At 27.0% G+C, this 26,435-nt stretch carries 19 protein-coding genes; 18 read left to right on the top strand and 1 reads right to left on the bottom strand.

Features of this window, described 5'->3' with window-relative positions; genetic code table 11:
* Positions 1–10: 10 nt before the first annotated feature.
* The 15 genes from CSBG_RS14560 (at position 11) to CSBG_RS14485 (ending at position 21,685) form a co-directional block, all read left to right on the top strand.
* A complete protein-coding gene (locus CSBG_RS14560; RefSeq protein ID WP_008680741.1) occupies positions 11–1,597 on the top strand; it encodes an alpha-glucosidase in 1,587 nt (528 codons plus the stop codon).
* A 303-nt stretch (positions 1,598–1,900) separates the two neighbouring features.
* Positions 1,901–3,136, top strand: a complete 1,236-nt coding sequence (locus tag CSBG_RS14555) for an MFS transporter (RefSeq protein WP_099345795.1) — start codon at positions 1,901–1,903, stop codon at positions 3,134–3,136.
* 306 nt (positions 3,137–3,442) lie between these two features.
* Complete coding sequence (locus CSBG_RS14550) at positions 3,443–4,171, top strand: LytTR family DNA-binding domain-containing protein (protein WP_008680739.1); 729 nt, start codon at positions 3,443–3,445, stop codon at positions 4,169–4,171.
* Positions 4,172–4,777: 606 nt separating this feature from the next.
* Entirely contained in the window at positions 4,778–5,422 is a 645-nt protein-coding gene (locus tag CSBG_RS18390) for a hypothetical protein (RefSeq protein WP_143327214.1), read from the top strand.
* 296 nt (positions 5,423–5,718) lie between these two features.
* Positions 5,719–7,818 carry a hybrid sensor histidine kinase/response regulator gene (locus tag CSBG_RS17815; protein WP_051005295.1) on the top strand — a complete coding sequence of 700 codons (2,100 nt, stop codon included), beginning with the start codon at positions 5,719–5,721 and terminating at the stop codon, positions 7,816–7,818.
* 70 nt (positions 7,819–7,888) lie between these two features.
* Positions 7,889–8,293, top strand: coding sequence for a hypothetical protein (locus tag CSBG_RS14535; protein WP_008680736.1), 405 nt, complete (start codon positions 7,889–7,891; stop codon positions 8,291–8,293).
* A gap of 10 nt (positions 8,294–8,303) precedes the next feature.
* The gene (locus tag CSBG_RS14530; RefSeq protein WP_147568011.1) at positions 8,304–9,164 is read left to right on the top strand and encodes an EAL domain-containing protein; all 861 of its coding nucleotides are present in this window, start codon (positions 8,304–8,306) and stop codon (positions 9,162–9,164) included.
* Between the two features lie 521 nt (positions 9,165–9,685).
* On the top strand, positions 9,686–10,489 hold the full coding sequence (locus tag CSBG_RS14525; RefSeq protein WP_035285466.1) for an HAD family hydrolase: 804 nt from the start codon (positions 9,686–9,688) through the stop codon (positions 10,487–10,489).
* 186 nt (positions 10,490–10,675) lie between these two features.
* A complete protein-coding gene (locus tag CSBG_RS14520) occupies positions 10,676–11,584 on the top strand; it encodes a Gfo/Idh/MocA family oxidoreductase (protein ID WP_008680726.1) in 909 nt (302 codons plus the stop codon).
* Between the two features lie 434 nt (positions 11,585–12,018).
* Complete coding sequence (locus tag CSBG_RS14515) at positions 12,019–13,146, top strand: ABC transporter ATP-binding protein (protein ID WP_008680725.1); 1,128 nt, start codon at positions 12,019–12,021, stop codon at positions 13,144–13,146.
* On the top strand, positions 13,146–14,729 hold the full coding sequence (locus tag CSBG_RS14510) for a glycine betaine ABC transporter substrate-binding protein (RefSeq protein ID WP_008680724.1): 1,584 nt from the start codon (positions 13,146–13,148) through the stop codon (positions 14,727–14,729). Before CSBG_RS14515 ends, CSBG_RS14510 begins: the two co-directional genes overlap by 1 nt.
* Before the next feature lie 217 nt (positions 14,730–14,946).
* Positions 14,947–15,528, top strand: coding sequence for an ATP-binding protein (locus tag CSBG_RS14505; protein ID WP_008680723.1), 582 nt, complete (start codon positions 14,947–14,949; stop codon positions 15,526–15,528).
* 285 nt (positions 15,529–15,813) lie between these two features.
* Entirely contained in the window at positions 15,814–18,402 is a 2,589-nt protein-coding gene (locus tag CSBG_RS14495; protein ID WP_008680722.1) for a glycoside hydrolase family 3 N-terminal domain-containing protein, read from the top strand.
* 465 nt (positions 18,403–18,867) lie between these two features.
* Positions 18,868–20,730, top strand: coding sequence for an FAD-dependent oxidoreductase (locus CSBG_RS14490; RefSeq protein ID WP_035286022.1), 1,863 nt, complete (start codon positions 18,868–18,870; stop codon positions 20,728–20,730).
* A gap of 307 nt (positions 20,731–21,037) precedes the next feature.
* On the top strand, positions 21,038–21,685 hold the full coding sequence (locus CSBG_RS14485; protein ID WP_008680719.1) for a histidine phosphatase family protein: 648 nt from the start codon (positions 21,038–21,040) through the stop codon (positions 21,683–21,685).
* 321 nt (positions 21,686–22,006) lie between these two features.
* On the opposite strand, the gene CSBG_RS14480 is transcribed toward CSBG_RS14485, so the two are convergent.
* Positions 22,007–23,014, bottom strand: a complete 1,008-nt coding sequence (locus CSBG_RS14480; RefSeq protein WP_008680718.1) for an AraC family transcriptional regulator — start codon at positions 23,012–23,014, stop codon at positions 22,007–22,009.
* A 485-nt stretch (positions 23,015–23,499) separates the two neighbouring features.
* Between CSBG_RS14480 and CSBG_RS14475 the strand changes: the two genes are divergently transcribed.
* From CSBG_RS14475 to CSBG_RS14465, 3 genes are read left to right on the top strand one after another with little or no spacing between them, the layout of a single operon-like run.
* A complete protein-coding gene (locus CSBG_RS14475) occupies positions 23,500–24,447 on the top strand; it encodes an iron-hydroxamate ABC transporter substrate-binding protein (RefSeq protein ID WP_008680716.1) in 948 nt (315 codons plus the stop codon).
* Positions 24,434–25,426: an iron ABC transporter permease gene (locus tag CSBG_RS14470; RefSeq protein ID WP_008680714.1), complete on the top strand. Its 993-nt coding sequence runs from the start codon at positions 24,434–24,436 to the stop codon at positions 25,424–25,426. The genes CSBG_RS14475 and CSBG_RS14470 overlap by 14 nt, the downstream gene beginning before the upstream one ends.
* Positions 25,426–26,433 carry an iron ABC transporter permease gene (locus CSBG_RS14465; RefSeq protein ID WP_008680712.1) on the top strand — a complete coding sequence of 336 codons (1,008 nt, stop codon included), beginning with the start codon at positions 25,426–25,428 and terminating at the stop codon, positions 26,431–26,433. The genes CSBG_RS14470 and CSBG_RS14465 overlap by 1 nt, the downstream gene beginning before the upstream one ends.
* Positions 26,434–26,435 lie beyond the last annotated feature (2 nt).

Genomic DNA, 26,435 nt, shown 5'->3' with positions numbered 1-26,435 from the left:
GAGAATTATCATGAGGAAAATATGGTGGAAAGAAACTGTTTTTTATGAAATTTATATGCCGAGCTTTAAGGATGGCAATAATGATGGAATAGGTGATTTTAAAGGGATAACTTCAAAATTAGATTACCTACATAAACTTGGAGTTAAGGGGATTTGGTTAACTCCGTTTTATCCATCACCTAAGGTTGATAACGGGTATGATATATCGGATTACTATAATATAGATAAAGATTATGGAACTCTAGAAGATTTTAAAGACCTTTTAGAAAAAGCGCATAAATTAGATATTAAAGTAATAGGCGATATAGTACTTAATCATACTTCAAGTGAACATCCTTGGTTTAAGGAGTCAAAAAGCTCAAAGGATAATGAAAAGAGGGACTTTTATATATGGAGAAAAGATAAGCCTAACAATTGGGAATCATTTTTCGGTGAAGATGCATGGGAATATGATAATGTAACTCAAGAATATTATTATCATGCTTTTGCAAAAGAGCAAGTAGATTTAAATTGGGCTAATCCAAAGGTTTATGATGAGATGATAAAGGTTTTAAGATTTTGGTTAGATCTTGGAGTTGATGGATTTAGATTTGATGTAATTAATTTCCTAACTGTTAATGAAGATTTATCAAATAATAATCCTTACGATGAAAAAGGTGAGCAAATTCATAAATTTGATAAGGACCAAAATGGAGTATTGGATATAATTAAAAAGCTTGCAAAAGATATTAAAAGTATAAAGAAAGATGCATTTCTTGTTGGTGAAGTTGGTTCAGAAGATTTAGATGAATTAATAGATTACTCAGGGAAAGATCTTTTAGATGTAGTTTTTAATTTCAATTTAGGAAGCATGGAGAACTTTTCAACAGAAAAAATATATAAGGAAATTATTGGAATGGATAATAGATATTCAGAAGATCAAATTCCAACTATATTTTTCAATAGTCATGATATGGAAAGAAGTATATCAAGATTTAATTCGAATGGAGATAAAGATGGCATAGAGAGAGCTATGGCAGCACTTTTATTAACTTCTTATGGAGTACCTTTTATGTATTTTGGAGAAGAAATTGGAATGAAGAATTTATTTTGTAAAGAAATAAGCAAGATGAATGATATACAAGGAGTTACAAAATACAATATAGAGATAAATAACGGGAAAAGTGAAAAAGAAGCATTGGAAAGCGCAAATAAAAGTTCGAGAGATAAATCTAGAAGTCCTATGCAATGGGATAATAGCAAATATTATGGTTTTTCACAAGTAGAACCTTGGATTAATATTGATGATAAAAAAGATATTGAAACTGTTGAGATGTGCGAAAGTAATGAAAATAGCTTGTTAAAAATATATAGAAAGTTAATTAAGCTTAGGTATGACAATCAATGCTTATTATATGGCAGATATAATAATGTATGTTTAGAAGATGATATAATTTCTTTTGAAAGAAAATTAAATGATGAAGTAATAAAAGTTATAATTAACTTTAGCGAAAATATTTATGAAGAAGATATTAATGGAAACATTTTGTATAGCTTAAGCAAGGAAGTGGACAAGATTTCTTTAGCACCATATGAGTTTGCAATAATAAAGTGTTAAAATAATTCTATAAATCATTAAAGTACAAAAGAATTTCAGAAATAATTAAAGTACTAAAATAATTAGATATAAGTATCTGTATAGAGATAGCAAATATTAAAAATAATAGATTAATTTAACTACTTTATAATGAAAAATGAGAGCACCAAATAAGAGAAATTACGTCTTATTTGGTGCTATTTATTTTTAGAATATAAGAGTAAAATAGTAAATTAAAGTTTGGATAAATAACATCTATTTTTAATTAAGTTATTTAAAGTAACTAGTTATTTAATTAAAGTTATATAGGTAGTAAGCTAATTTATGAAGAGTAAAAAAAGGGAAGGAAGAATTAAAATAATGGAGAACTTATCTAAAAAATTTTCAAATTATCTCCTTATTTCTTCTTTAGGGGGAAATATCCTTGGGAGTATATTTGTTCTTTTCTTAAGTTCCATAAAAGGCTTTAATGCTAAAGAAATAAGCTTAATTGTAGGAACAACACCACTAATAATATTCCCAATATTTTTTTTATGGGGAAGTTTGTTGGACAAATATCAAAGGGTAGTAGGATTTAGTAAATTAGTAAATTTATCAAATATAATAACTATAGGATTATTAATTATAACAAATAATTTTATATTGTTTTTTATCATTAATATAATAAGATCTATTTTACTTCAGCCTAGTGGGACATTAAATGACAAGTACATGTTAAATATCTCTAGTACTAATAAAGGTACTTATGGGAAGATAAGAGTACGTTCAACTATAGGATATGGCTTGGCAGGGATAATATGTCCTATAGCCATAAGAATTGGTGATGTATATTTAGCGATAATAGTTGGAATGATTTTAATTTCTTTTAGTATTATATTATTAAGTAAAGTACCAGAAATAAGTGATAATCATGTATCAATAAATAAAAATATCAAAAATGATAAAGGAAATACTTTTAAGTCTTTATTTGATCTTATAAAAAACAAAATGTATCTTAAATATCTAATAATAATATCTATTATTTGGGGAACGCAAAATGCAGCTTCAGGATATGGAATTCAAATCATGATGATTGATTTAAATGTATCTAAAGTTATTATAGGATTAATTCCTTTTATAATGGTTATTTTTGAAGTTATATTTCTATTAGTATTTGATAAGGTTAGGATTTTAAGAAAAAATGATTTAGCACTATTAATAGCATTAGTAATTTTAGTTTTTAGGTGGAGTATTATGTTCTTTGCTAAATCATATATATTGATATTAATAATTACTATGCTTCATGGGATAGTAACGGGAATAGTATTACAAATTCAGAATAAAATAATTGGCAAGGTTGTCTCATCAAATCAGCACTTTTTAGCATTTATGCTTATAAGTTCTTTATCCACAACAATACTACCAAGTTTATTAAATTTAATAACTGGAGATTTGTATGGTAAGTTTGGGATAAAAGTATTTGGATTTGTATATTTAGTGCTATCATTAATAGCTAGTTTTGTATTAATATATAATGCTTTAAAAAATAGAAAATTAAAATCTTATGAAATAAAAAATTAAAATAAAAATAATAATGGAAAAGACAATTATACAGTGATATATATAAATAAAAAATAGACTGTAAAAACTATTTAACAGTCTATTTTTATTTAACATTATAAGAAGAAAATATATAAAAATGGATATAATTATGTTAAATTATTAATATATATTATGTTTATATAAAGTTAAATAATGTTAAATACTATCATTTTATAATATATATCATCAAATAATATGAGTGAAATAGTTTGAAAAATTTAATAAAAAGTAAGGCTTTACTTGATAGTAGATTAATCTAAATTATATTAAAAGGAGATTGGTAATATGGTGAGGATTGCAATATGTGATGATCAAGATATTTTCCAAGGAACTATAAAAAATAAATTGAATTTGCTATTAAAAAAAGAATGCATTAAAGCACAAATAGATTGCTACGATTCTGGAGATAAATTGATAAAATTTTTAAAAGAAAATAAAGGTATATATGATATTTTATTTTTGGATATATTAATGAGTGATATAAATGGGTTGGACGTAGCAAAAGAAATTAGAACCTTCGACAACAGAATGCAAATAATATTTTTAACTAGTTCTAGTGATTACATATTGCAGGGGTATGATGTCGAAGCACTTGGATATTTAATAAAAGGACAAGAAGATAAAAAACTTGAAGAAGTCTTATTAAAAGCAATAGAGAAGACTGACAAAAATTATGATGACTATATTATGATTAAATCAGGAAGTTTTATAAGAACAATATGCTTGAAAAACATAGAATTTATTGAGGTAAGAAATAGAACAATTACAATTAATACGGATTATGAAACTATAGATTTTAATGGAAAAATGGAAGATATGCAAAATGAATTATTATGTAAAAATTTTATATTAAGCCATAGATCTTATTTGGTTAATGTGAGAAAAATAAAACATATAGGTACAAGCAGTATAGAATTAAAGTCTGGAAAAGAAGTTTTACTAAGTAGGTTAAGGAGTAAAGGGGTAAAAAAAGCATATCTAGATTATATTTTTGAATATAATAAGGAGGAATAAATGGATTTTAAAAATGTATTAATTAATATGTTATTAGGAGTAATAACAAGTATAGTTATAATGAAAGACAACAGTAAACTATATAATTGTCATAAAATTGATAAAAGAAAAATTTTAAAGTTCATATTATTATTTCTTTTTAATTCAATAATTTTTACATTATATAATCTATTTAATAATAAAGTAATTATAGGATTTTATTTAATAATATTAATAGAATCATTAATATTACATAATTACAAATGGAGCATAGCTTATTTATCTAATGGATTATCATATCTAATATTTACAATTATAGAGTTAGTATTATTTTTTATAAAAAAAATTTCAGTTCCTTTTTATACTTATAATTTATATGTTAATAATGATAATATTATAATAAGCAGGATTTTTATATTTTTAATATCCTATATTATTAGTGATATTTTAATAAATAAATATAAATATATAATTATCAAAATATTTAATAATATAAAAAATATTAGACAAATTTTTATATTATTAAGTATATGCTTATCATTAGATATTATAATAAAGATATATTTATATGAGAATTTAATAGATAATGAAGGATTAATTTATATAATATTATTATGCTTATTTATTATGTACATAAATTTATTTAAGTTAAGAGATTTATATAGTATTGCTATATTGGAAGAAAAAAATATGTTATTAGAAACTAATCATTTAATGCAAAAAAAATATTATGAAATATATAAAAATAGATATAAGAAATATAAAGTTTTTAAGCATGACATAAAAAATCATTTATTATCCATAAAGATATTATTTACTAGAAAAGATTATAATAGTATTGAAAAATACATAGAAAATTTAGAAGGAAAGCTAAGTAATATAAATAAGATATATTATACAAATAACTTAGTTATAGATTCTATTTTACATAACATTGAAGAAATATGTAAGGTAAAATCTATTAAATTAGTTTTTGAAGGAAGTATATATAATAGTAATAAAATAATAGATTTAGCTGATTTATTAATGAAGACTATGTATATATGTATTAATTTAATAGAAAATGGAGATTATGAAAAAAAAATAGAGTGTCAATTAAAGAGTGTAGAGAGGCAATATTGTTTTTATATAAAATTATCTACTTTTACTAATGAATATAATGAATTAGAAAGCAAAATAGTAAATGAATTAGATCAAAAAGCAAAAGAATTAAAAGCTATAATAAATTATAACAAGGAAAATTATAAATTTGCAATTAAGTGTATGTTGTAGAAAGGATAAAAAGTATTAAAGCTTTTTATCTTTTTTACATTTCACGTCAAAAAAATATCTTTTTATGTTCTGATTATGTTCTTAAATTATATACATGATATAATTAATCTGTATAGGAGTTGTATAAATTTAATTTCCCTAAAATAAAACAAACCAGTTATTTCATCCATAATAAATATTACAGCTCCTACAAATTCGATTTTAGAAATACTATAATTATTTAATATACTAATTAAGTGATAGGGAAGTTTAATTATATTTAACTGAAGTAAATTATTACTTAAAGGATAATAATGATGAATTTTAAAAAGATAGGAAAAGAATTTTATAAAAAGAATATAATAAAATTTTCAATATTAATAATAATAATAATTTTAATTATACTTATAAGGATTTATATTAATTACATAAAAAGTATATTAATTGAAGATGCGTATAGGTTTGTAAAAACTACATCAGTAAAAGAGTCTAGCTCTATATCTAATTTATTTAATATAAGAAAAGAAATATTAAAATCAATATTAATATCGAATTCAGATATATTAAGTGATTCTAATAATAATAAAGAAGAGCTGGCAGCTTTATTGAAAGATGAAGCCACACTAAGAGGGTTCAAAAGGATAGGTATATCAGATATAGATGGTAACGCAATTACTACAGATGATAAGCGGTATTCTATTAAGGATAGATGGGATTTTAAAGAAGTAATGTCGGGAAAAGGTCCTGTTTACTATAAAACAAGAGATAAAATTGATAATAGCATAGTTGTTATTAGTACAATGCCAATAATTAATAATGGAGCTATAAAAGGTATTTTATTTGCAACAGATAGTATAGAAAATTTAATTAATTTATCTAATATAGAAAATTATTTTGGGCAAGTATCAACATATGTAGTTGATTCTAAGGGAGATATTCTAGTTATAAATAATGATGCTGTGTTTCTTAAAAATGAAAATATGTTTAATATGCTTTTAGAACAAAATAGTATAGATGTGGCTGAGGAAATAATTAGCGATATGGATTATGGAGAAGATGATATAGAAATTGTTAGCCATAAAAATAAAAAATATTATTTGGGATATTCAAAAATAGAAAATTCGATGGATTTATATGTAGTAGTTTCTTTATCTAAAAACTCAGTATTAGCAAACTCAAATAAAATATTAATATCTAGTATATTGTTAGTTGTAGCAATAATGATTGTAACTATATCAGCATTTATTTTATTAATAAGATATAATCAAAAATATGTTCAATTAGAAGAAGCTAATTTAGCTAAAAGAATATTTTTAGCTACTATAAGCCATGAGATTAGGACTCCATTGTATGGAATAATGGGATTGACTTCGGCTACAATAAAATTAAGTGACAGTAATTTAAAGGTTAAAGAATATCTTAAGAAAATAGATGTATTATCAAATCATTTATTAAGTTTACTTAATGATGTTATAGATATTTCTAAGATAGAAGCAAGGGTAATAAGAATAGAAAAACAAAAAGTAAAGATTAATAATATTTTGAGTGATATTAATGTCATTATCAAAGATAAAACAAATGAAAAAAATCAAAATTATAAAATAGTTACAGAGGGGATAGATGATCTAACTATAATAGGAGATGAACTAAAACTTAAACAGATTATATTAAATTTATTAATAAATGCAATTAAATATACTTCAAATGAAGGTACTATATCATTATTCATAAAACTAATAAATAAAGACTTAGATGGAAATGTAAAAATTATGTTTAGGGTAAGTGATAATGGTATTGGTATGAGTGAAGAATTTATGGAGAAAATGTTTTTACCATTTGCGCAAGAAGATAATTCCAATAGCAGACAATTTGGTGGAAGTGGATTAGGGCTATCCATATGCAAGGAGTTTATAGAGGCAATGGGGGGAGAACTGATAGTAGAAAGTAAATTAGGATATGGAAGTATATTTACGTTTAATTTAGAATTTAAGCAATATATGAATGAGCAAGAAGAAGATAATATACAAGATATTGATGAAAAGCTATTAAAAGATAAGAATATTCTATTAGTAGAAGATAATGAGATAAATCGAATGATAACAAAGGAAATTTTGACAGAATTAGGGTTGAATGTGAAGTGTGCTACAAATGGGGAAGAAGCGATAGGAATGTTTTATAAATCAGAAGTTAATTATTATAGCTATATACTAATGGATATTAAAATTCCCATTATTGATGGATATAAGGCAACTAAAATAATAAGAAGTTTTAAAAGAGAAGATTCAAAATCAATAAAAATAATAGCTATGTCTGCTAATGATTTTAAAGAAGATAAAGAAGAAGCCATAAATTCAGGTATGGATTTGTATACTTCAAAACCAATAAATAGAGAAGGCATAATTAAAGCTTTACTATAAATATTCTAGTTTAAGATATTTATTGAAATATATAAATGTATTACAGAAAATTTGTTGTTGGGGTGATAAAATGCATGAGGGAGTTATAATATTTATAATTTCATGTTTATTTATTGTAACATTATTAATAAGTTTAATACTAATTATAATAGAAATTATAATTAAAAGAAAAGTAATAATGAATTATGATGATTTTATTAGAATAATAGATAAAGATATAAAGAAGTTAGATATTAATATAAATCTAAAAGAATTGTTAGACAAATACGAATATGAAAAAGTAAAAGTTTCAAGTGATAATATTAATAAATCAAAAAATTCTAATATAAATCAAATAGAACTATTTGAAAGAAGAAAACAGAAGCAAATGAGTAATTATAAGAATACCTTAGAGATAACTTCATATGAAAATGATATTAATAATAAAAATAATACTGATAAAGAAAAAGGAAAATTTATTGATATAATATTATAGATGAAAAAAGGTGATATGGTTGATTGAATTTGTTATAATCTTCTTGCTAATATTAGTTATATTATTATTCATTAGTTATATTTATAGAGATATTTTTAAAAAATATTATAAAAGGGAAATTTATTTACATAGTGCTTTAAGAAATAATGAATTTGATATATATATTCAACCAAAATATAGTTTAAAAAGTGAATCTATAGTTGGGGCTGAATGTTTAGTTAGAGTGAATAGTAAAAATAAAAGGGTGATTAACACAGAAAGGTTTGTTTACATATTAGAAAAAGATAAGTCCATAATAGAGCTTGATCTTTATATTTTGGAAGAAGCTTGCAAAATTATTAATAGATGGTCAGATAATAAGTTTAAATTAGTTCCTATATCAGTAAATGTATCGAGAGTAACTTTAATTGAAGATGATACCTTCATAACAAAATTAAATGATATTATAAATAATTATAATATAGATACTAGATTTTTAGAAATAGAAGTAACGGAAAGAGTAATGCTCAAAGATACAAACAAGATAATTTCTGTTATAAAAGAAATAAAGGATTTAGGAATAAAGGTATCTTTAGATGATTTTGGATCTGGATACTCATCATTAACTATATTAAAGAATCTTCCAATAGATACAATAAAACTAGATAAATTATTTTTAGATAAGAAAGATATATCAGAAAAAGGGAAAATAGTTATAGAAAGTATTATTAATATGGCCAATAGGTTAGGCTTAGAAGTTGTTGCTGAAGGAGTAGAATACTTTGAGCAAGCACAAGTCCTAAAAAATTTAGGTTGTGAAATTGTACAAGGATATTTGTATGGACGTCCTATAAATATAAGCGATTTTGAGAAGTTAGAAATATTTAATTAGAAAAGAATATGTTAATAAATAACTGATATATGATACATAAATGGAAGTGAAATCTCTAGGATAATACCCTAGGGATTTTTTATTAATATTTTTATAAGTTGCAATAAGTAGGAAAGGTTAGCCATAGCATTAGAGATATCATGTATGATAAGTATTTTATAATAATTAGAAGATAAAGATCTGTAAGAAATATAAGGATTATTATGATAAATTATTAGATTATATAGATATATTAAGCAAGAGATTATATAGATATATTAAGCAAGCGTTAAAAATTAAAATATGTAATAAAATTTAATTTTAGGCATACTTGAGAGCAAATATAAGAAAACTTTTAAAGTAAATAAGTATATGATATTATATACTAAAAAGTTAAGATATAAGTTAATAAAAAATTGAAGAATACGCAAATTGAAATTTAAGTTTTAAATAATATATAGTTACATAGTAAATGAAACAGGACTTTATATAAATTAATAGCTATATAAATTTATTTGGTCACAGAATTACAAGGGGGAAGAATGATGAATAACAAGGGAATAGTTTTTTTTGATGTAGATGGAACTTTAATAGATTGGAGAAAAGGTATATATGCTCCAACAAATGCTACAAAGGAAGCTATAAATAAATTAAAGGCAAATGGTTATTTAACTGTTTTAGCAACAGGAAGACCTAAGAGTTCTATTACTAATGAAATAGTTGATTTAGGTTTAAATGGTTATATAGCATCTAATGGAGCTTATGCAGAAATTGAAAATGAATTAATATTTAATGAATGTATAAATAATAAAAAGCTTGAGGATATACTAAGTTTTCTTGAAGAGAATGATATAGTATACATTTTAGAGGGACAAGAAAATAATTATGTATTAGATATAAATAATGAAAAAGTTAGAGATCTTGTAATTAAAGCTAATCTTGGAATAGAAAACTTTACAGAAGATTGGGAAAAAGATACTGTAAAAACAAGCAAAATAATAGCTATAGGAAAAGATATAAACTCTTATAAGTTAGTTTGTGATAAATACAAAGATGAAGGCCTTGCATTTATGGCAAATCAATTTGGTGATACATTTGAAATATATGTATCAAAATACACAAAAGGTTATGGAGTTGATCATCTACTAGAAAAGCTAGGAATAGATAGAGAAAATGCTTATGCCTTTGGAGATGGAGAAAATGATATAGAAATGTTCCAGGTTGTAAAGCATGGTATAGCTATGGGAGGATATCATAAGGGGTTAGAGGAGCATGCCTTTAATTTTACAGAGGATGTTGAAAATGAAGGTATAGCAAAGGGATTAAAGAAGTTAGAATTAATATAAACAAAATGTATATTATATAGAATTTGATAAATAAGATTAATTATATAGTTATATTATCTAGGCTTAATTATATTACCAATGAAATTATATCAAATATTATTTAGATTTAAGTTATCATAGAAGAATTATAATGTATAATAAATAGTAATATTATACAAATTATTATGCTATATATGGAGGGAGTTTATGAGACTTGCAATAATTGGTTTAGGGGCAATAGCTAAAAAAGCTTATTTACCTATTTTAACAGTAAAAGAAGATGTGGAACTTTTAATTTCCACTAGAAATAAGGCTGTGTTAGAAGAAATATCAAATAAGTATAACATAGATAGAGCATATACTAATATTGAAAATTTATTAAAAGAAGATATAGATGCAGCAATAATTTCAACACATGCAGATGGACACTATGAAATAGCTAAAAAATTAATAAAACAAGGTATTAGTGTATATATAGACAAGCCTATTAGTTTTAATTTTGAAGAAGCTAAAGAGATAGAGAGTTTAGCAAAAGAACGTAATGTTATTGCTATGGTTGGATTCAATAGAAGATTTTGTCCTAAGGTTAAAGAACTTAAGGGCAGAGGAAAAGCAGATATAATTGTAATGCAAAAAAATAGGGAATATCCACCTGGTGATATAAGAAGGTTTATTGTGGAAGATTTTATACATGTTGTGGATACATTAAGATTTTTAATGGATGAAGAAGTTAAAAATATTGATGTTAATTATCTAAAGGATGGAAATGATCTTCACAATGTAGTGGTAACATTAAAAGGTAATGATACAACTGCAGTTGGAATAATGAATAGGACTGCAGGGATAACTGAAGAAAATATTGAATATATGATAAAAGGAAATAAATATATTGTTGAAGATTTAGTTGATACTATAGAAGTGAACAATAGTGGTAGAACAAAGACTAGCTTTGGAGGTTGGGATCCAACATTATATAAAAGAGGCTTTGAAGATATAATAGATCATTTTATAGAATCAGTAAAAAATAAATCTATTCCAAATCCAGCAATAAGTGATTCTGTAAGAACGCATGAAATTTGTGAGAATATAGTTAAGTTTATAACTACTAATGAATAGATAAAACTATTAAAAATGAATATTAAAAGTAAGATAATAGAAGAAATGTATAAGTAGATTTATAAAAAGACTAACTAGAATTTAAATTTTAGTTAGTCTTTTTATAATTTTATTCTTTCGTTTTTTAAGTGAACATATATATGCAAGATTGTATTAATTTTAATGAATATACGGGAGGTGAAATAAGAAAAGTTAAGTACGTTTGCTTATTATATAAAAGTAATATATAGTAAAGAAATATTTGGGGATAAAATATTTTAAATTTAAAGAATCCATTTGCGGTAAACTAGAATATAACTAGCTTTGTATAAGAAATGGATTGATAAAATCAACAATTTAAAAGATACAATAAATACCAAATATTCATAAAATGATTTGACAATCTGACAACTTAGTGTTAGTATAAGGTTGTTACTGAGTTTAGGAGGTAATTTATGATTGAATTTAGAAATGTTAAAAAAAGCTATAAGAATAACGTTATATTAGAAGATTTTAATTTAAATATAGAGGATGGAAATCTAGTAGTTTTAATAGGATCAAGTGGTTGTGGTAAAACTACTTTATTAAAAATGATAAATAGATTAATAGAATCTACTTCAGGAGAAATATTAGTTAATGGGAAAAATATAAAAGAAATGGATCCAATATTACTTAGAAGAAGTATTGGTTATGTAATTCAACAAACAGGTTTATTTCCACACATGACAGTAAAAGAAAATATTGAAATAATACCTAAGCTTATGGGAAAAACTCAAGAGGAAATTGATCAAAAGACAATAGATTTATTAAATATGGTTGGATTAGATCCGGAAAAGTATAGTGATAGATATCCAGTAGAATTAAGTGGTGGACAACAGCAAAGAGTTGGAGTTGCAAGAGCTTTTGCAGCTGATGCTGAAATAATATTAATGGACGAGCCTTTTAGTGCATTGGACCCAATAACAAGAACAGAGCTTCAAGAAGAGTTATTTAATATTCAAAAGGAATATAGAAAGACTATAGTTTTCGTAACTCATGATATGGATGAAGCTATAAACTTAGCAGATAAGATATGTATATTAAAAGAAGGAAAAATACTTCAATATGATACTCCAGAAAATATATTAAAAAATCCAGCAGGAGAATATGTTGAAGAATTTGTTGGTAAAAATAAGATTTGGACAAAACCAGAAATGATTAAAGCGGAAGATGTTATGATATCAAAACCAGTAACAGTTAGTCCAAAGAGAAACTTGCTTCAAGCAAGAGAGATAATGAGAGAAAAGAAAGTAGATAGTTTACTTGTAATAAATAAACTAGGTACATTATTAGGATATATTACATTGGAAAATATTCAAAAGATAGAAGAAAAAAATAAATTAGTTGAAGAAGTTATGAATAAAGAGCCTATATGGGTTTCAGGAGATACTAGCTTACCAGAGTTATTAGAAGTATTCAATAATTTAAAGAAAGGATACTTACCAGTTTGTGATGAAGCTTATAGATTGTTAGGATTAGTAACAAGAAGTAGTTTAATATCAGTTTTAAGTAGTCAATACATTGAGATGGGAGGCGATAATTAATGAGTACTTTTATGGAACAATTAATGACAAAGAAATCGGAAATTCTATCTCTTTTATTAGAGCACGTACAACTTACAGTTATAGCAGTTTTAGTAGCAGTAGTAATTGGTGTACCTTTAGGTATATTTATAACTAAGAATAAAAAGCTAGCTAGTGGCGTAATTGGATTTGCAAATTTAACTCAAGCTATACCAAGTTTAGCTATATTAGGTTTCTTGATACCTGTTATAGGTATAGGATCAGCACCAGCTATAACAATGGTAGTGCTATATTCAATGTTACCTATAATAAAAAATACTTATACAGGTATTACAAATATAAATCCAGATATGCTAGAAGCAGCAAAAGGCTTAGGTATGACTAGTGGACAAACTCTTAAGCTTATAAAGATTCCTCTAGCAATGCCAGTTATGATGGCAGGTATAAGAATGGCAGCAGTTACGGCTGTTGGACTTATGACAATAGCAGCCTTTGTAGGGGCAGGTGGTCTTGGATATTTAGTATTCTCAGGTATCCAAACAGTAGATAATAACCTTATACTATTTGGTGCGATTCCAGCAGCTATTTTAGCTTTAGTAATAGACTGGATAACAGGAAAAATAGAAGCAGCTACAATGCCAAATGGAATTAGAAAATCAGATGGAACTATGAAGGTAAAAAGAAATAGTTCAAATAAAAATAAAAAGAGAAATATAATTATAGCTTCAGTTTTAGCAGTGATTGTTATAGGTGGAGTAATAGGTACAAGTATTATAAATAGAAATGAAAAGAAAATAACAATAGCATCTAAAAATTATACAGAGCAACTTATTGTAGGAAATATATTATCAGAGTTAGTTAAAGCAAATACAGATATAAAAGTAGAAGAAAAGTTTAACTTAGGTGGAAGCCAAGTAACCTTTAATGCATTAAAATCAGGAGCAGCAGATGTATATGTAGAATATTTAGGAACTGGTTATGTAAATATACTTAATATTTCAGAACCAAATTCAAATAGAGAAGAAGTTTATAATATAGTTCAAGAAAGATTTAAGAATGATTATAATATAGAATTATTAAACCCATTAGGTTTTAATAACACATATGCAATGGCAATTACCAAAGAAACAGCAGAAAAGTATAACTTAAAGACAGTTTCAGATTTAGCAAAGGTTGCAGGAGACTTAGTAATAGGGCCAACAATAGAATTCCCTAATAGGGAAGATGGTTTAATAGGTTTAGAAAAGGCTTATAATATGAAGTTCAAGCAAGTTAAACCTGTTGATGGAGGTTTAAGATATACAGCTTTAGTAAATAATGAAACACAAGTTATAGATGCATTTACAACAGATGGTTTAATTGACAAATTTCAATTAGTTGTGTTAGAAGATGATAAAGAATTCTTTCCACCATATGATGCAGTTCCAATTATAAGAGAGGATACTTTAAAGGAGTTTCCAGAATTAAAGAATATATTAGGAAAGCTAGATGGAAAATTAACAGAAGAAAAAATGAGAAAATTAAACTATGAAGTCGATATAAATAAAAGAGACGTAAAAACTGTTGCTATAGAATTCTTAAAATCAGAAGGGCTGATTGAATAGGGAAGAGGTAATAGTGAAAAAGTGAAAGAATTCCGCTTCAAGGTGGGATTCTTTTTTTATAAAAAGATAACGAAATTTAGGTTTCACAATTATTACTAATTATAAAACATGAATATTACCTTCAATATACATTGAAATTTATGTCGATTGTTGATATAATTAAAATCTATTTTGAAAAATTATTTAGTTTTATATAGAAATTTTTGGAGGGTTTGCAATGCCAAAGAGAATTGCCATTTTAGGTGGACCAAGATGTGGGAAAACTACATTAATACAACAACTTTATGTGGATTTGAAAATTAGAGATTTAAATGTAGGTGTAGCAACAGAGTATAGTACAGATTACCTAAGAGATAAAGGTATGATAGAAAACATAGCTGAACAATATGGAATTTATTTAGGACAACTTCATTTAGAAGAGAGCTTAAATGACTTCGATTATGCATTAACAGACTATGCAACATTTGTACCATACATATATGCTAGATTTATGCTTGGTGATAAGAAAAGAACAACAAAAGAAATAGAAATATTAAAAGATCTTTATGTGTTAGCTTTAAGAGATTTACCAAAGTATGATCACATATTCTTTGTGCCAAGAGAATTTGGTTATTCAAAAGATGGAGTAAGATGGCAGGATGAAGAAGTAGCACAAGCAGTGGACAAGGCTATCTTAAGCTTTTTAGAAGCAGAAAATGTTAGGTATACGGAAATAACAGGATCAACAAAAGAAAGAGCAGAAAAAATATTAGATATTGTGGGAATTTCTCAGGAAATAAATCTAGATATGGCGAAGTAAAAGATTCCTCTTAGAGGGATCTTTTTTTGTGCGCAAAAATAATTAGATTATTTGAAAATAGAATTTGAAATATAAGTTTATGAAATGAAAATTCAAGAATATTGTTGTTTAAGGTAATATTTAAAATCTTAGCAAATATACAATATTTTTATGCAATAAAGCTTTTTAATAAAAAAGATGTCGTAAAAACAAATATGAAAACGGTTGAAATGATAAGGGAGATTGGTATAATTTATGTAAAAGGTGAAATGAAATTTCACTTGTTAAGGGGGATGAGAAAGTAGTATGAAAAAGAAAAAAATAGTAGCAATTTTGAGTGCCTTAGCTGTTACAAGCACTTTAGTATTAGGGAATATTAAGATGGTACATGCAAATACTTTAAATTCAAAAGCTGAGGCAGAGAAAATTGTAAGTCAAATGACTTTAGAGGAAAAAATAGGGCAAATGTTAATGCCTGATTTTAGACAATGGAAACAAGAAGGACAAGCCGCGGTTCAAGATCTGACAGAAATGAATGATGAAGTGGCAGAAATTATAGATGAATTTGACCTAGGTGGAGTTATATTATTTGCTCAAAACGTAAAAACAACGGAGCAAACAACTAAATTAATTCATGACATGCAGCAAGTTGCAATAAATGATCAAGATGGGAATCTACCATTATTAACAACAATAGACCAAGAAGGAGGAATTGTTACAAGATTAGGAACAGGAACAAACTTTCCAGGAAACATGGCTATAGGTGCAACTAAAAATGAACAAAGTTCTTATGACACAGGATTAGTAATAGGAAGAGAATTAAATTCATTAGGAATAAATGTTAATTTTGCTCCATCAGTAGATATTAATAATAATCCATTAAATCCTGTTATAGGACTAAGATCATTTTCGAGCAATCCGGATTTAGTTGCAAAGCTTGGAGTTAAAATGATAAAAGGAATTCAAGAAAATGGTGTATCAGTAGCAGCTAAACACTTCCCAGGGCATGGAGATACAGCAACAGATTCTCATTATGGTTTACCAAAAGTTGACAAATCACTTGAAGAATTAAAAGAAGCTGAGTTAAAACCATTTCAAGCCGCTATAGATAATGGTGTTGATATGATAATGACAGCTCATATTCAATTTCCACAAATTGAAAAAGATACCTATACGTCTATAAAGGATGGACAAGAGATACAGATTCCAGCAACTTTATCAGATGACATATTAACAGGATTGCTAAGAGAAGACATGAATTTTGACGGTGTTATCATAACAGATGCTCTGAATATGGCTGCAATTTCAGAAAATTTTGGAGAAGTTGAAACTGTAAAAATTGCATTTGATGCTGGTGTTGATATAGCTTTAATGCCAACTATTTTAAGAAGTAAAGCGGATGTTCCAAAGCTTAGAGCAATAGTTGAAGGAGTTAAGGAAGCTGTTGCTAAAGGAGAAATATCAGAAGAAAGAATAAATGAATCAGCAGCTAGAGTAGTTAAGCTAAAAATAGATAGAGGAATAATTAACGTTGCAAATGATAATAGAACAGCCGAAGAAAAAATTGAAAATGCAAAAAGTGTGGTTGGTTCCAAGGAAAATAGAGATGTTGAAAGACGAGTTTCAGCAGAAGCTATAACTGTAGTTAAAAATGAAAATAATGTGTTACCTCTAAATCCTAAAGAAGGAGAAAAAGTTTTACTTGTAGCTCCATATGATAATGAATTACCAGGTATGAAATTTGGATTAAATAGACTTATGAAAGAAGGAAAAGTTGATTCAGTCGAATTAGATACCTATTGCTATTTGAAAGAGAATGAAATAACAGATGAATTAAAAAGTAAAATTGATGAAGCAGATTACGTAATAGTTTTATCAGAAATGGGAAATTACACACATTTAAATAGTACCCATTGGATAACAGCAATACCAAATGCAGTAACTTCTTATGCAAATGAATTAAATAAAGATTCAGTAGTTGTAAGTATTGGTAAGCCGTATGATGTAGCTGCACATAAAAATGCAAAAGCAGAAGTAATAGCTTATGGATATAAAGGCATGGATCCAACGGAAGCAGATGGAGGATTATCACCAGTACAAGCTTTTGGACCAAATATCCCAGCAGCAATAGAAGTTGTCTTTGGAGGATCAGAAGCAAGAGGAACATTACCAGTTAGTATTCCAACAGTTAATGAAAATGGAGTAGCTAACTTAGATGTAAATGCTTTTGAATATGGATATGGTATAACGAATTTAACATCGGTAGGAACAACTACAATTGAAGCACCAGCAGAAGTTAAATCAGGTGAAGAAATAGAAGTAAAAGTTAATATAAATGAAATAGAAGGCTTAAAATCAGAAAATTACTTGGAAAAAATAAACTTTAATAGTGATGCTTTTGAAGTAGTATCAGTAAAATCAGCTGATGAAAATGTTGAAGTGAAAAATGTAGAAGTAAAAGATTCTGAAATAAATGTATCCTTAAGTGATAAATCTATAGAAAAATCCATTGAGTCACAAACAAGTTTAGTAGTGACATTAAAAGCAATTGCAGAAGAAGGGCAAGATATTAATATTATTCATTCTGTAGAAATTGTAGATTCAAAAGACAGAACATTTAATACAACATTGGAAAATAGATATATTAATATTATAAAAGTAGAAGCTCCAGAAGAAGAAAATAAACCAGGGAATGAAGAAAATAAGCCGGATGATGGCAATAAGCCAGGGAATGAAGAAAAGCCAGGAGATACGAATAAACCAGAAACAAATAATAATAATGGAGGCAAGTTACCAAACACAGGAGCTGTAGTTACACCAATAGCAACAGGGGCTCTAGGTTTAGCAATGACTGCTTTAGGATTTGTTTTGAACAAAAAAAGAAATAAAAAGTAATTAATATAAAATCAAGGCAAAGGACCTAACTAAACGTGAGGTCCTTTACTTTTAATTAAAATACTATATAATAATAAGACAAGCACATGGTAAAAAGGTAACGGACATACTAGAAAATCTAAATTATTATACAAGTAGTATTTATTAAAAAAATATTAACAAGAAAATAAAATTTATAAACCAAAAACTGTTAATAAATAAAAGATAATTGTTGATAATTTTCAGATTTTTCGAATTTATAAAAATGTTTAATGGCTACTTAAATAGTAGTCTTTTTTGTTTATTAAAGTAGATATTAAAACAAAAAGTATTAAACATATTGATTTAAATTGTTAAATAATCTACAATGATTTTGTGCATATAATACGCAAATAACATGTATGTAAACAATTAAATAAAAGTAATGAAAAATTTTTTATCAAATATTGTTAAAAATATAACTTAACGAGGGTTGGTGTGTTAATAATGATGATTTTAGAGCACGGAAAAATTGGGAATTTAACATTAAAGAACAGAATTGTAATGGCTCCAATGGGAATTGATTATGTTGATGAGGATTTCGGATTCTCTGAAAGATCAATTGATTATTATGTAGCTAGAGCAGAAGGTGGGACAGGCTTAATCATGACTGGAGCTACTTTAGTTACAAGTGAATTCCAAAAACCTAATAGTATGTTCTTGTTAGACAATGAGGATAAAATAGATAGAATAAAAAAATTAGCAGATAAAATACATTCTTTTGGTTCAAAACTATGTATTCAACTTTCTTTAGGAGCTGGAAATATAGGATATGTAGGTAAAAATAATCCTCCATTTTCAATAGAAGAAATACATAAGCAAGTAGAAGCTTTTGGAAGAGCAGCAGCTTTAGCTAAAAGAGCTGGAGTGGATGCTATTGAAGTTCATGGGTATGGTGGATATTTAATTGATCAATTCCAAACAGAATTATGGAATTCTAGAGAAGACGAATATGGTGGTAGCTTTGAAGGAAGAATGAGAATATCTCTAGAAATAATTGAAGCAGTTAAAAAAAGTTGTGGAGAAGATTATCCTATAATTTATAAGTTTTCACCAACTCATCTTATAAGAGGAGGAAGAGAACTTGAAGAAGGAGTTAAGATGGCAAAATTCCTTGAAAATTTAGGAGTTTCTGCTCTTCATGTAGATATAGGATGTCATGCTTGCTGGCAAAATGCAATCCCAACAATATATCAAGAACCAGCGTTACATGAAAAATATATACAAGCTGTAAAAGAGGAAGTTAGTATCCCTGTTATTGGACATGGAAAGATGGGATACCCTGAAGTAGCAGAGAGAATAGTATCTAAGGGTATAGCCGATTTTGTAGCATTAGGACATTATTTACTAGCTGATCCTGAGTGGGTAAATAATGTGAAAGAAAACAGATCAGAAGATATTGTGCCATGTATTGGATGTAATGAATGTATGTTTTCAATACTTTCTGGTGAGCCAGTATCCTGTGGTGTTAATCCAAGATGCGGAAGAGAAGGGGAAAAGTTATCTGAAGCTGAAGTTAAAAAATCGGTACTTATTGTTGGAGGCGGTCCAGGAGGATTGGAAGCAGCAATAGTTGCAGCTAAAAGAGGACATAAGGTTACTCTATGGGAAAAAGGAGAAAAACTTGGCGGTAATTTAATACCAGCATCTGTACCAAAATTTAAAGATGACTTAAAGAGATTGATTAGGTATTATGAAATACAAATGGATAAGCTTGGAGTTAATGTAGTTACTGAAAAAAATAGTACCTCTAATGAAATACTTGAAGAAAATCCAGATGTAGTAATCCTTGGAACTGGAAGTACTCCTTTAGTACCAAGACTTCCAGGTATAAATGGTAGCAATGTACATGCAGCTATAGATGTACTTTCAAATAATATTAATCTGGGAGAAAATGTTATTATTGCAGGCGGTGGATTTGTTGGCTGTGAAACTGCTGTACATTTAGCAGAGCAAGGCAAAGAAGTAACTATTATTGAAATGAAAGAGCGTATTTTAGCAGAGCCTATGCCATTTAACAATTTATTAGCTTTAAGCTCAATGGTAGCAGAAAATGGAATTAATATTTTAGCTAGCACAAAATTAGTTGAAATAAAAGACAATGAAGTTATTGTTGAAAAAGTAGATGGCACTATAGAAAATATTGTTTGCGATTCTGTAGTTCTTGCCCTAGGGTTTAAATCTCAAGAAAATATTAAAGCTGAACTTGAAGGAAAAATAAAAGATATAAGAGTTATAGGAGATGCATTAGCACCACGTAAGGTTAAACATGCAGTTAATGAAGGCTTTGAAGTAGCAAGAGTAATATAGATTAATAATACAAATTTATCAGATAGGAGCTAATGAAAAATTAGCTCCTTTACTTTTAATCATATTACTATATAATAGTAAGACAAGCATATAGTAGTAATGGCTAAAGGCCATACTAGAAAAGCTAGAAATTATTGTACAAGTATAAATTATCAAGAAGTTATCAACAGAAAAATAAAAATTATAAACTGAAAATTGTGAGTAAATTAATATTAATTGTTGATAATTTTCAGATTTTTAAGAATAAAGTTAAAATAGAATCAAATTTTTTTATATAAATAAAACTATAAGAATTTATGGAGGGTATATGACTAAACTATATTTAACAAGACATGGAGAAACAGAATGGAATGAAAAAGGAATAATGCAAGGTTGGGGAGATTCCCCTTTAACAGAGCTTGGAATTAAACAAGCTGAATGGCTGAGAGATAGAATTAAGGATACACATATAGATGTTATATATGCTAGCCCAATAGGAAGAGCCTTTAATACTGCAAAAATAGTTAAAGGAGATAGAAATATTCCTTTATCTACTCACGATGGACTTAAAGAAATTAGAATAGGTGGATGGGAAGGCTTAAATCAAGAAGAAATGAAAAGCCTAAGTGAAGAAAACTACTATAACTTTTGGAATGTTCCATCAAAATATATTCCAACAGGAGATGGAGAAAGTTTTTATGAAGTTAAGGAAAGAGCTTTCAAATCAATTAATGAAATATTAGAAAAAGAAAAAGGGAAAAATATCTTAATTGTAACTCATACTATTACCTTAAAGTCTTACTTATGTGAGCTGGAAAAAAGAGACATAGATACATTATGGGATCCGCCATTTATAAAGCAAACAAGTCTTACAGAAATAAATTTCACAGAGGATGGTTATGAAATGCCATTAGTTGCTTGTATGAAACATCATGAATACGCAAAAAAGGAATTTAATGAATTTAAATCTAAATAAATAATTTCACAAACAATCTTTTAAAACAGAAAGATATATTATGAAAATATAATCACCAACACGTTTTTAAAACAGAATAGTATGCAATAAAAATTTAGGAAACTATAATCTTTAAAAAAGAATAAGATAAAATTATATATGATTTAAAAACTTAAATGTAGAGATATACTTAACTTAATACTTGGGTTAAAAAATAAAATGATAATAGTAAGGTTAAGAATATCTTGATGCATTTTCACACATCTCATACAACGAGGATAACAAATGAGGAAGAAAATGAATAATCTTATTTAAGAAGCTAAGAGAGCAATAAATTATAATTTATTGCTCTTTTATTTTTCTAAAGGCCAGTGGTGTTTTCCCATGAACTTTTTTAAACATTTTTACAAAGTTCCCACAGTAGTTATAGCCTATCATTTTAGAGATTTCCTCAATACTTAAATCTGTTGTAGATAATAAGTTTTCGGCAATTGTCATTCTAATTGAGTTAGTGTATTGGCTAATTGACATATGGTATTTTGCTGAAAATCCTGCTTTTAATTTTTGTTCATTTAAAAATACCATCTTACTTAAGCTCTTTATAGTTGGTGGATTGCAAGCTTCCATTGTCAAAATTTCGTAAGCTCTTTGTATTGCATTAGAATCTGAAGCAGTTAGAGTAACTTTTCTATTTTTTCCTATAATGATTTCCCCATAATTTAATTGATTTGTAAAAGCATTTTCTGGAGAAGAGTGAACTTCCTTTGATATTAATGCAATAGATTCTAAAATTTTGCTCTCTAAATATATTGGAGTTAGTTCATCAGCTTGGGATAAGCTTCTTAACTGCTGAATAATGGTTGCAATTTCAAGCGGAAGATATCTATATGTATAATTGAAAATAAAGTTATTAAAATCAATAATATTAGAAAAACTAGGTTTAAGAACTTCATCAAAGTATTTTTTATAAATTGTTATTTCTGCTCCATGAAAGTGTTGGCCTTTCTTCCAAACTTGAGTTCCTTTCAAATTTTTTTCTACAACAAAAAATGAAGATGGAGTAAATGATGAAACGGGATTATTCTCTATTTTGAATTTTGTCACTCCTGTATAAACAGTTCCAAGCCTCATTATCTCATCTTGATGATTAAAAGAAAGAGAAAAATCTTGAGCAATAGTATAATCACCAATTCCAAAGTCATAATATCCTTCACGACTATATTTAATAAAATATCCAAGTTCAGGCCTGTCCTCATTTTTGTATATAGTGTAGTTACTCATAGGGTATGAAGAAAAGGTCATATTATTTAATACCATATTTTGAAATTCATGAGTAGATCTTGATATCATTTGTTTTTCATCCCCCTAGTTATATTTGTACATTTAAAAGTAAATAAATTTTTCATAAAACTTTTTCTTTAGGTAATAATATAAATAAATTTTCAAAGAATTTATTTAGTGAAAAGTTAAAAGTAATTTATAGTTAAAAGCGAAAATTTATAGCAAAAAGTTAAGGGTGTTGTATTCAGTAAAGCTTAAAAGAGTTCATAATTATTATAGCAGAAAATCTGCTTATTTTTATATAAAAATTATTCTATTAGATGATAAAATTATTAAATTAGTTGCAAACCTTGTATTGAGAATGAATCTCATATACAATTGGCAATGTAATAAATAAGATTAATTAATCAAAGCAATCAATAAGACTAATCAAAAAGGTAATAAAAAAGTAATAAAAAGCAATAATAAGATTTACAAAACAAAATAATAATAAGGTTTCTTAAATTATCGTAAGATAATGATTTAATAAATCTTAGAATATATGGAGGTAAGTTATGAAGAAGAATTTATTAAAAACATTAGTAGTTTCTTGTGTTACTGCATTTATGCTTGTAGGATGCGGAAATGGTGCTACAGCTGAAAATAAGTCAGAAGATAAAAAAGTAACAGTAACAGATGTTAGAGGAGAAGTTGAAATTCCGGCAGAACCTCAAAGAATAGTAGATTTAAGTGGAAACAGTGATATTTTATCAATTTTAGGATATAAGGTAATAGGAACTGCAAATAGTGATGCTTATGATTACACTAAGTTCCCTTCATATTTAGAAGAAACATTAAAGGGTGCTGAAATCTTAGGATATAGCATGCAAGATACAATGGATGTTGAAGCTATAATGAACTTAAACCCAGATTTAATAGTTATATCAACAGTTCAAGAAAAAATGTATGATCAATTAAGTGAAATTGCTCCAACAGTTATGATTCAATTAGAAGCATTAAACTGGAAAGATGATGTTAAGGCATTTGCAAAGGTATTTAATAAAGAAGCAGAAGCAAATAAGTGGCTTGCAGATTATGAAGCAAAGGCTAAGGAAGCAGGCGATAAGATTAAAGCAGAATATGGCGAAGATACATCATATCTTTCATTCTTAGCTAGTGGTGGACAGTTCTTCATATTTGATGGTGCAGGATTTGGTAGCGTATTATATGAAGATATGGGACTTAAGAAACCAGAAGGAATGCCAGCACAAAGTGATATAAGCTTACCAGTTGTTACATACGAAGGTTTAGCAGCAATAAAATCAGATTATATATTCTTAATAGCAACAAAAGAAGATTTAGCTCAATTAGAAAGCAATGCTATTTGGAACAACCTACCAGCAGTTAAAGCGGGTAAAGTAGTAGTGTTAGATTCATCACCATACTTTAACCAAGGTTATAGCTCAATAGGTAGAGAATTATTAGTAGATGAGATAGGTGAAATGTTAAATGAAACAAAATAAGAGACATACAGTAATTTTTACAATAATTAGTATGTTACTCTTAGTAATAGGACTGGTTCTAGCTGTAAGGTTAGGATCCGTCCATATTTCCTTTTCAGACATTTGGGATAGTATCTTTAATTATAGTGAAACATTAGAACTTATGTTAGTTAGAGATGTAAGAATTCCAAGAGCATTATCAGTATTATTTACAGGGGGAATATTAGGGGTAACAGGTGCAATGATACAAGGGGTTACTAGAAATCCTATAGCAGAACCATCAATATTAGGTGTAAGCCAAGGAGCAACTTTAGTAATAGCAATTTTCTATGCACTAGGAATAACAATAAGTACAAGAAATGTTATGATAGCATCTTTTATTGGAGCACTTATAACAGGTCTTATAGTTTTAGCTTTTATATCAAAAAAAGCAAATAATAATTCAATTGCAAAGATACTTTTAGCAGGAACAGCCTTAAGCACATTCTTCATTTCATTAACAACAATAGTTGGACTTTTATCTAATCAATCACAAATGATAGGATTTTGGGTATCTGGAGGATTTAGAAATGCAGGATGGGCAGATTTTAAATTAGTATTTTTTGTTGGAGTTATAGGACTTATTATAGCAATTTTATTATCATCAAAGATAAATATTTTAAATCTTGGAGATGATGTTGCAATTGGACTTGGTGAAAATCCAGAAAAAATAAGATTTGCAACACTTATGGTTATGATACCAATGTGTGCAGCAGCAGTTGCAGTAGGAAAAAACATAGCCTTTGTTGGGCTTATAGTTCCTCAAATAGTTAGAAAAATACTAGGAGAGGATTATAGAAAAAACATACCATGCTCATTTTTAGTTGGTGCAGTACTTTTAACATATGCAGATATAGCAGCAAGAATGCTTTTAGATCCTTATGAAACTCCAATTGGAGTATTTACAGCACTTATAGGAATACCATTTTTCATATCATTAGTTAGAAAGGAGAGAGGATAATGAAGAAAAAAAGATTTAAACTAGTTTTAGTAATTTTAATAGCATTATTACTTGTCTCCTTTTTAATTACATTGTGCTGGGGTACATATAAGGTAACTCCATTAGAAGTAATAAATACGATACTTGGTAATGGAACAAAACTTCAAAATACAGCAGTTTTAACTTTAAGACTTCCAAGAATGCTTGTTGGAATATTTGTTGCCATAGGATTATCAACAGCAGGATGTATACTTCAAACAATAACTAAAAATGATTTAGCTGATACTGGAATAATAGGAATAAATGCAGGAGCTGCAGTTGCCGCAGTAATATTTATTTCATTTAAAACAGCAAATTACTATAGTGAACTTGGATCACTTTCTATATTTGTACTTCCATTTATGGCTATAGTTGGAGCTGCAATATCAGCAATTTTACTATATATGCTATCTAGCAAAAATGGAATAAAGCCAAATAGACTTCTTTTAATTGGTATAGGAATGAATGTAGCACTTAATGCATTTATAACTTTCGTTACATTTAGAGGTGGTGCTGGAGATTATAATAGAGTATTAGTTTGGACATCAGGAAGTTTATGGGGTTCAAGCTGGAGTTATGCAAAAGTGATAATTCCAATAATAACAGTGTTATTTATAATAGTTTTATTAAATTATAAAAAGTTAGATGTTTTAAATCTTTCTGATGAGCTATCAATATCACTTGGATTAAACATAGAAAAGGAAAGAAAGAAATTTTTAACTTATGTAGTTATATTAGCAGGAACTGCAACAGCATTTGCAGGAAACATTGGTTTCTTAGGTCTTGTTTCACCTCATATTGCAAGGAAGCTAGTTGGACCATATCATAAGAATTTTATTGCAATATCAGCAATTATAAGTACTATTATAATTCTTCTTGCAGATGCAGTTTCAAGAAATCTATTTTCTCCAATTGAAATTCCAGTTGGGATTACAGTATCAATATTTGGAGTACCATATTTTATTTATTTAATGATGAAGGAGAAATAATT

This window comes from Clostridium sp. 7_2_43FAA, from assembly GCF_000158375.2.
Taxonomy (GTDB): domain Bacteria; phylum Bacillota; class Clostridia; order Clostridiales; family Clostridiaceae; genus Clostridium; species Clostridium tertium.
The sequence above is the reverse complement of the archived record's forward strand: the minus strand, read 5'-3'. Positions and strand labels throughout refer to the sequence as shown.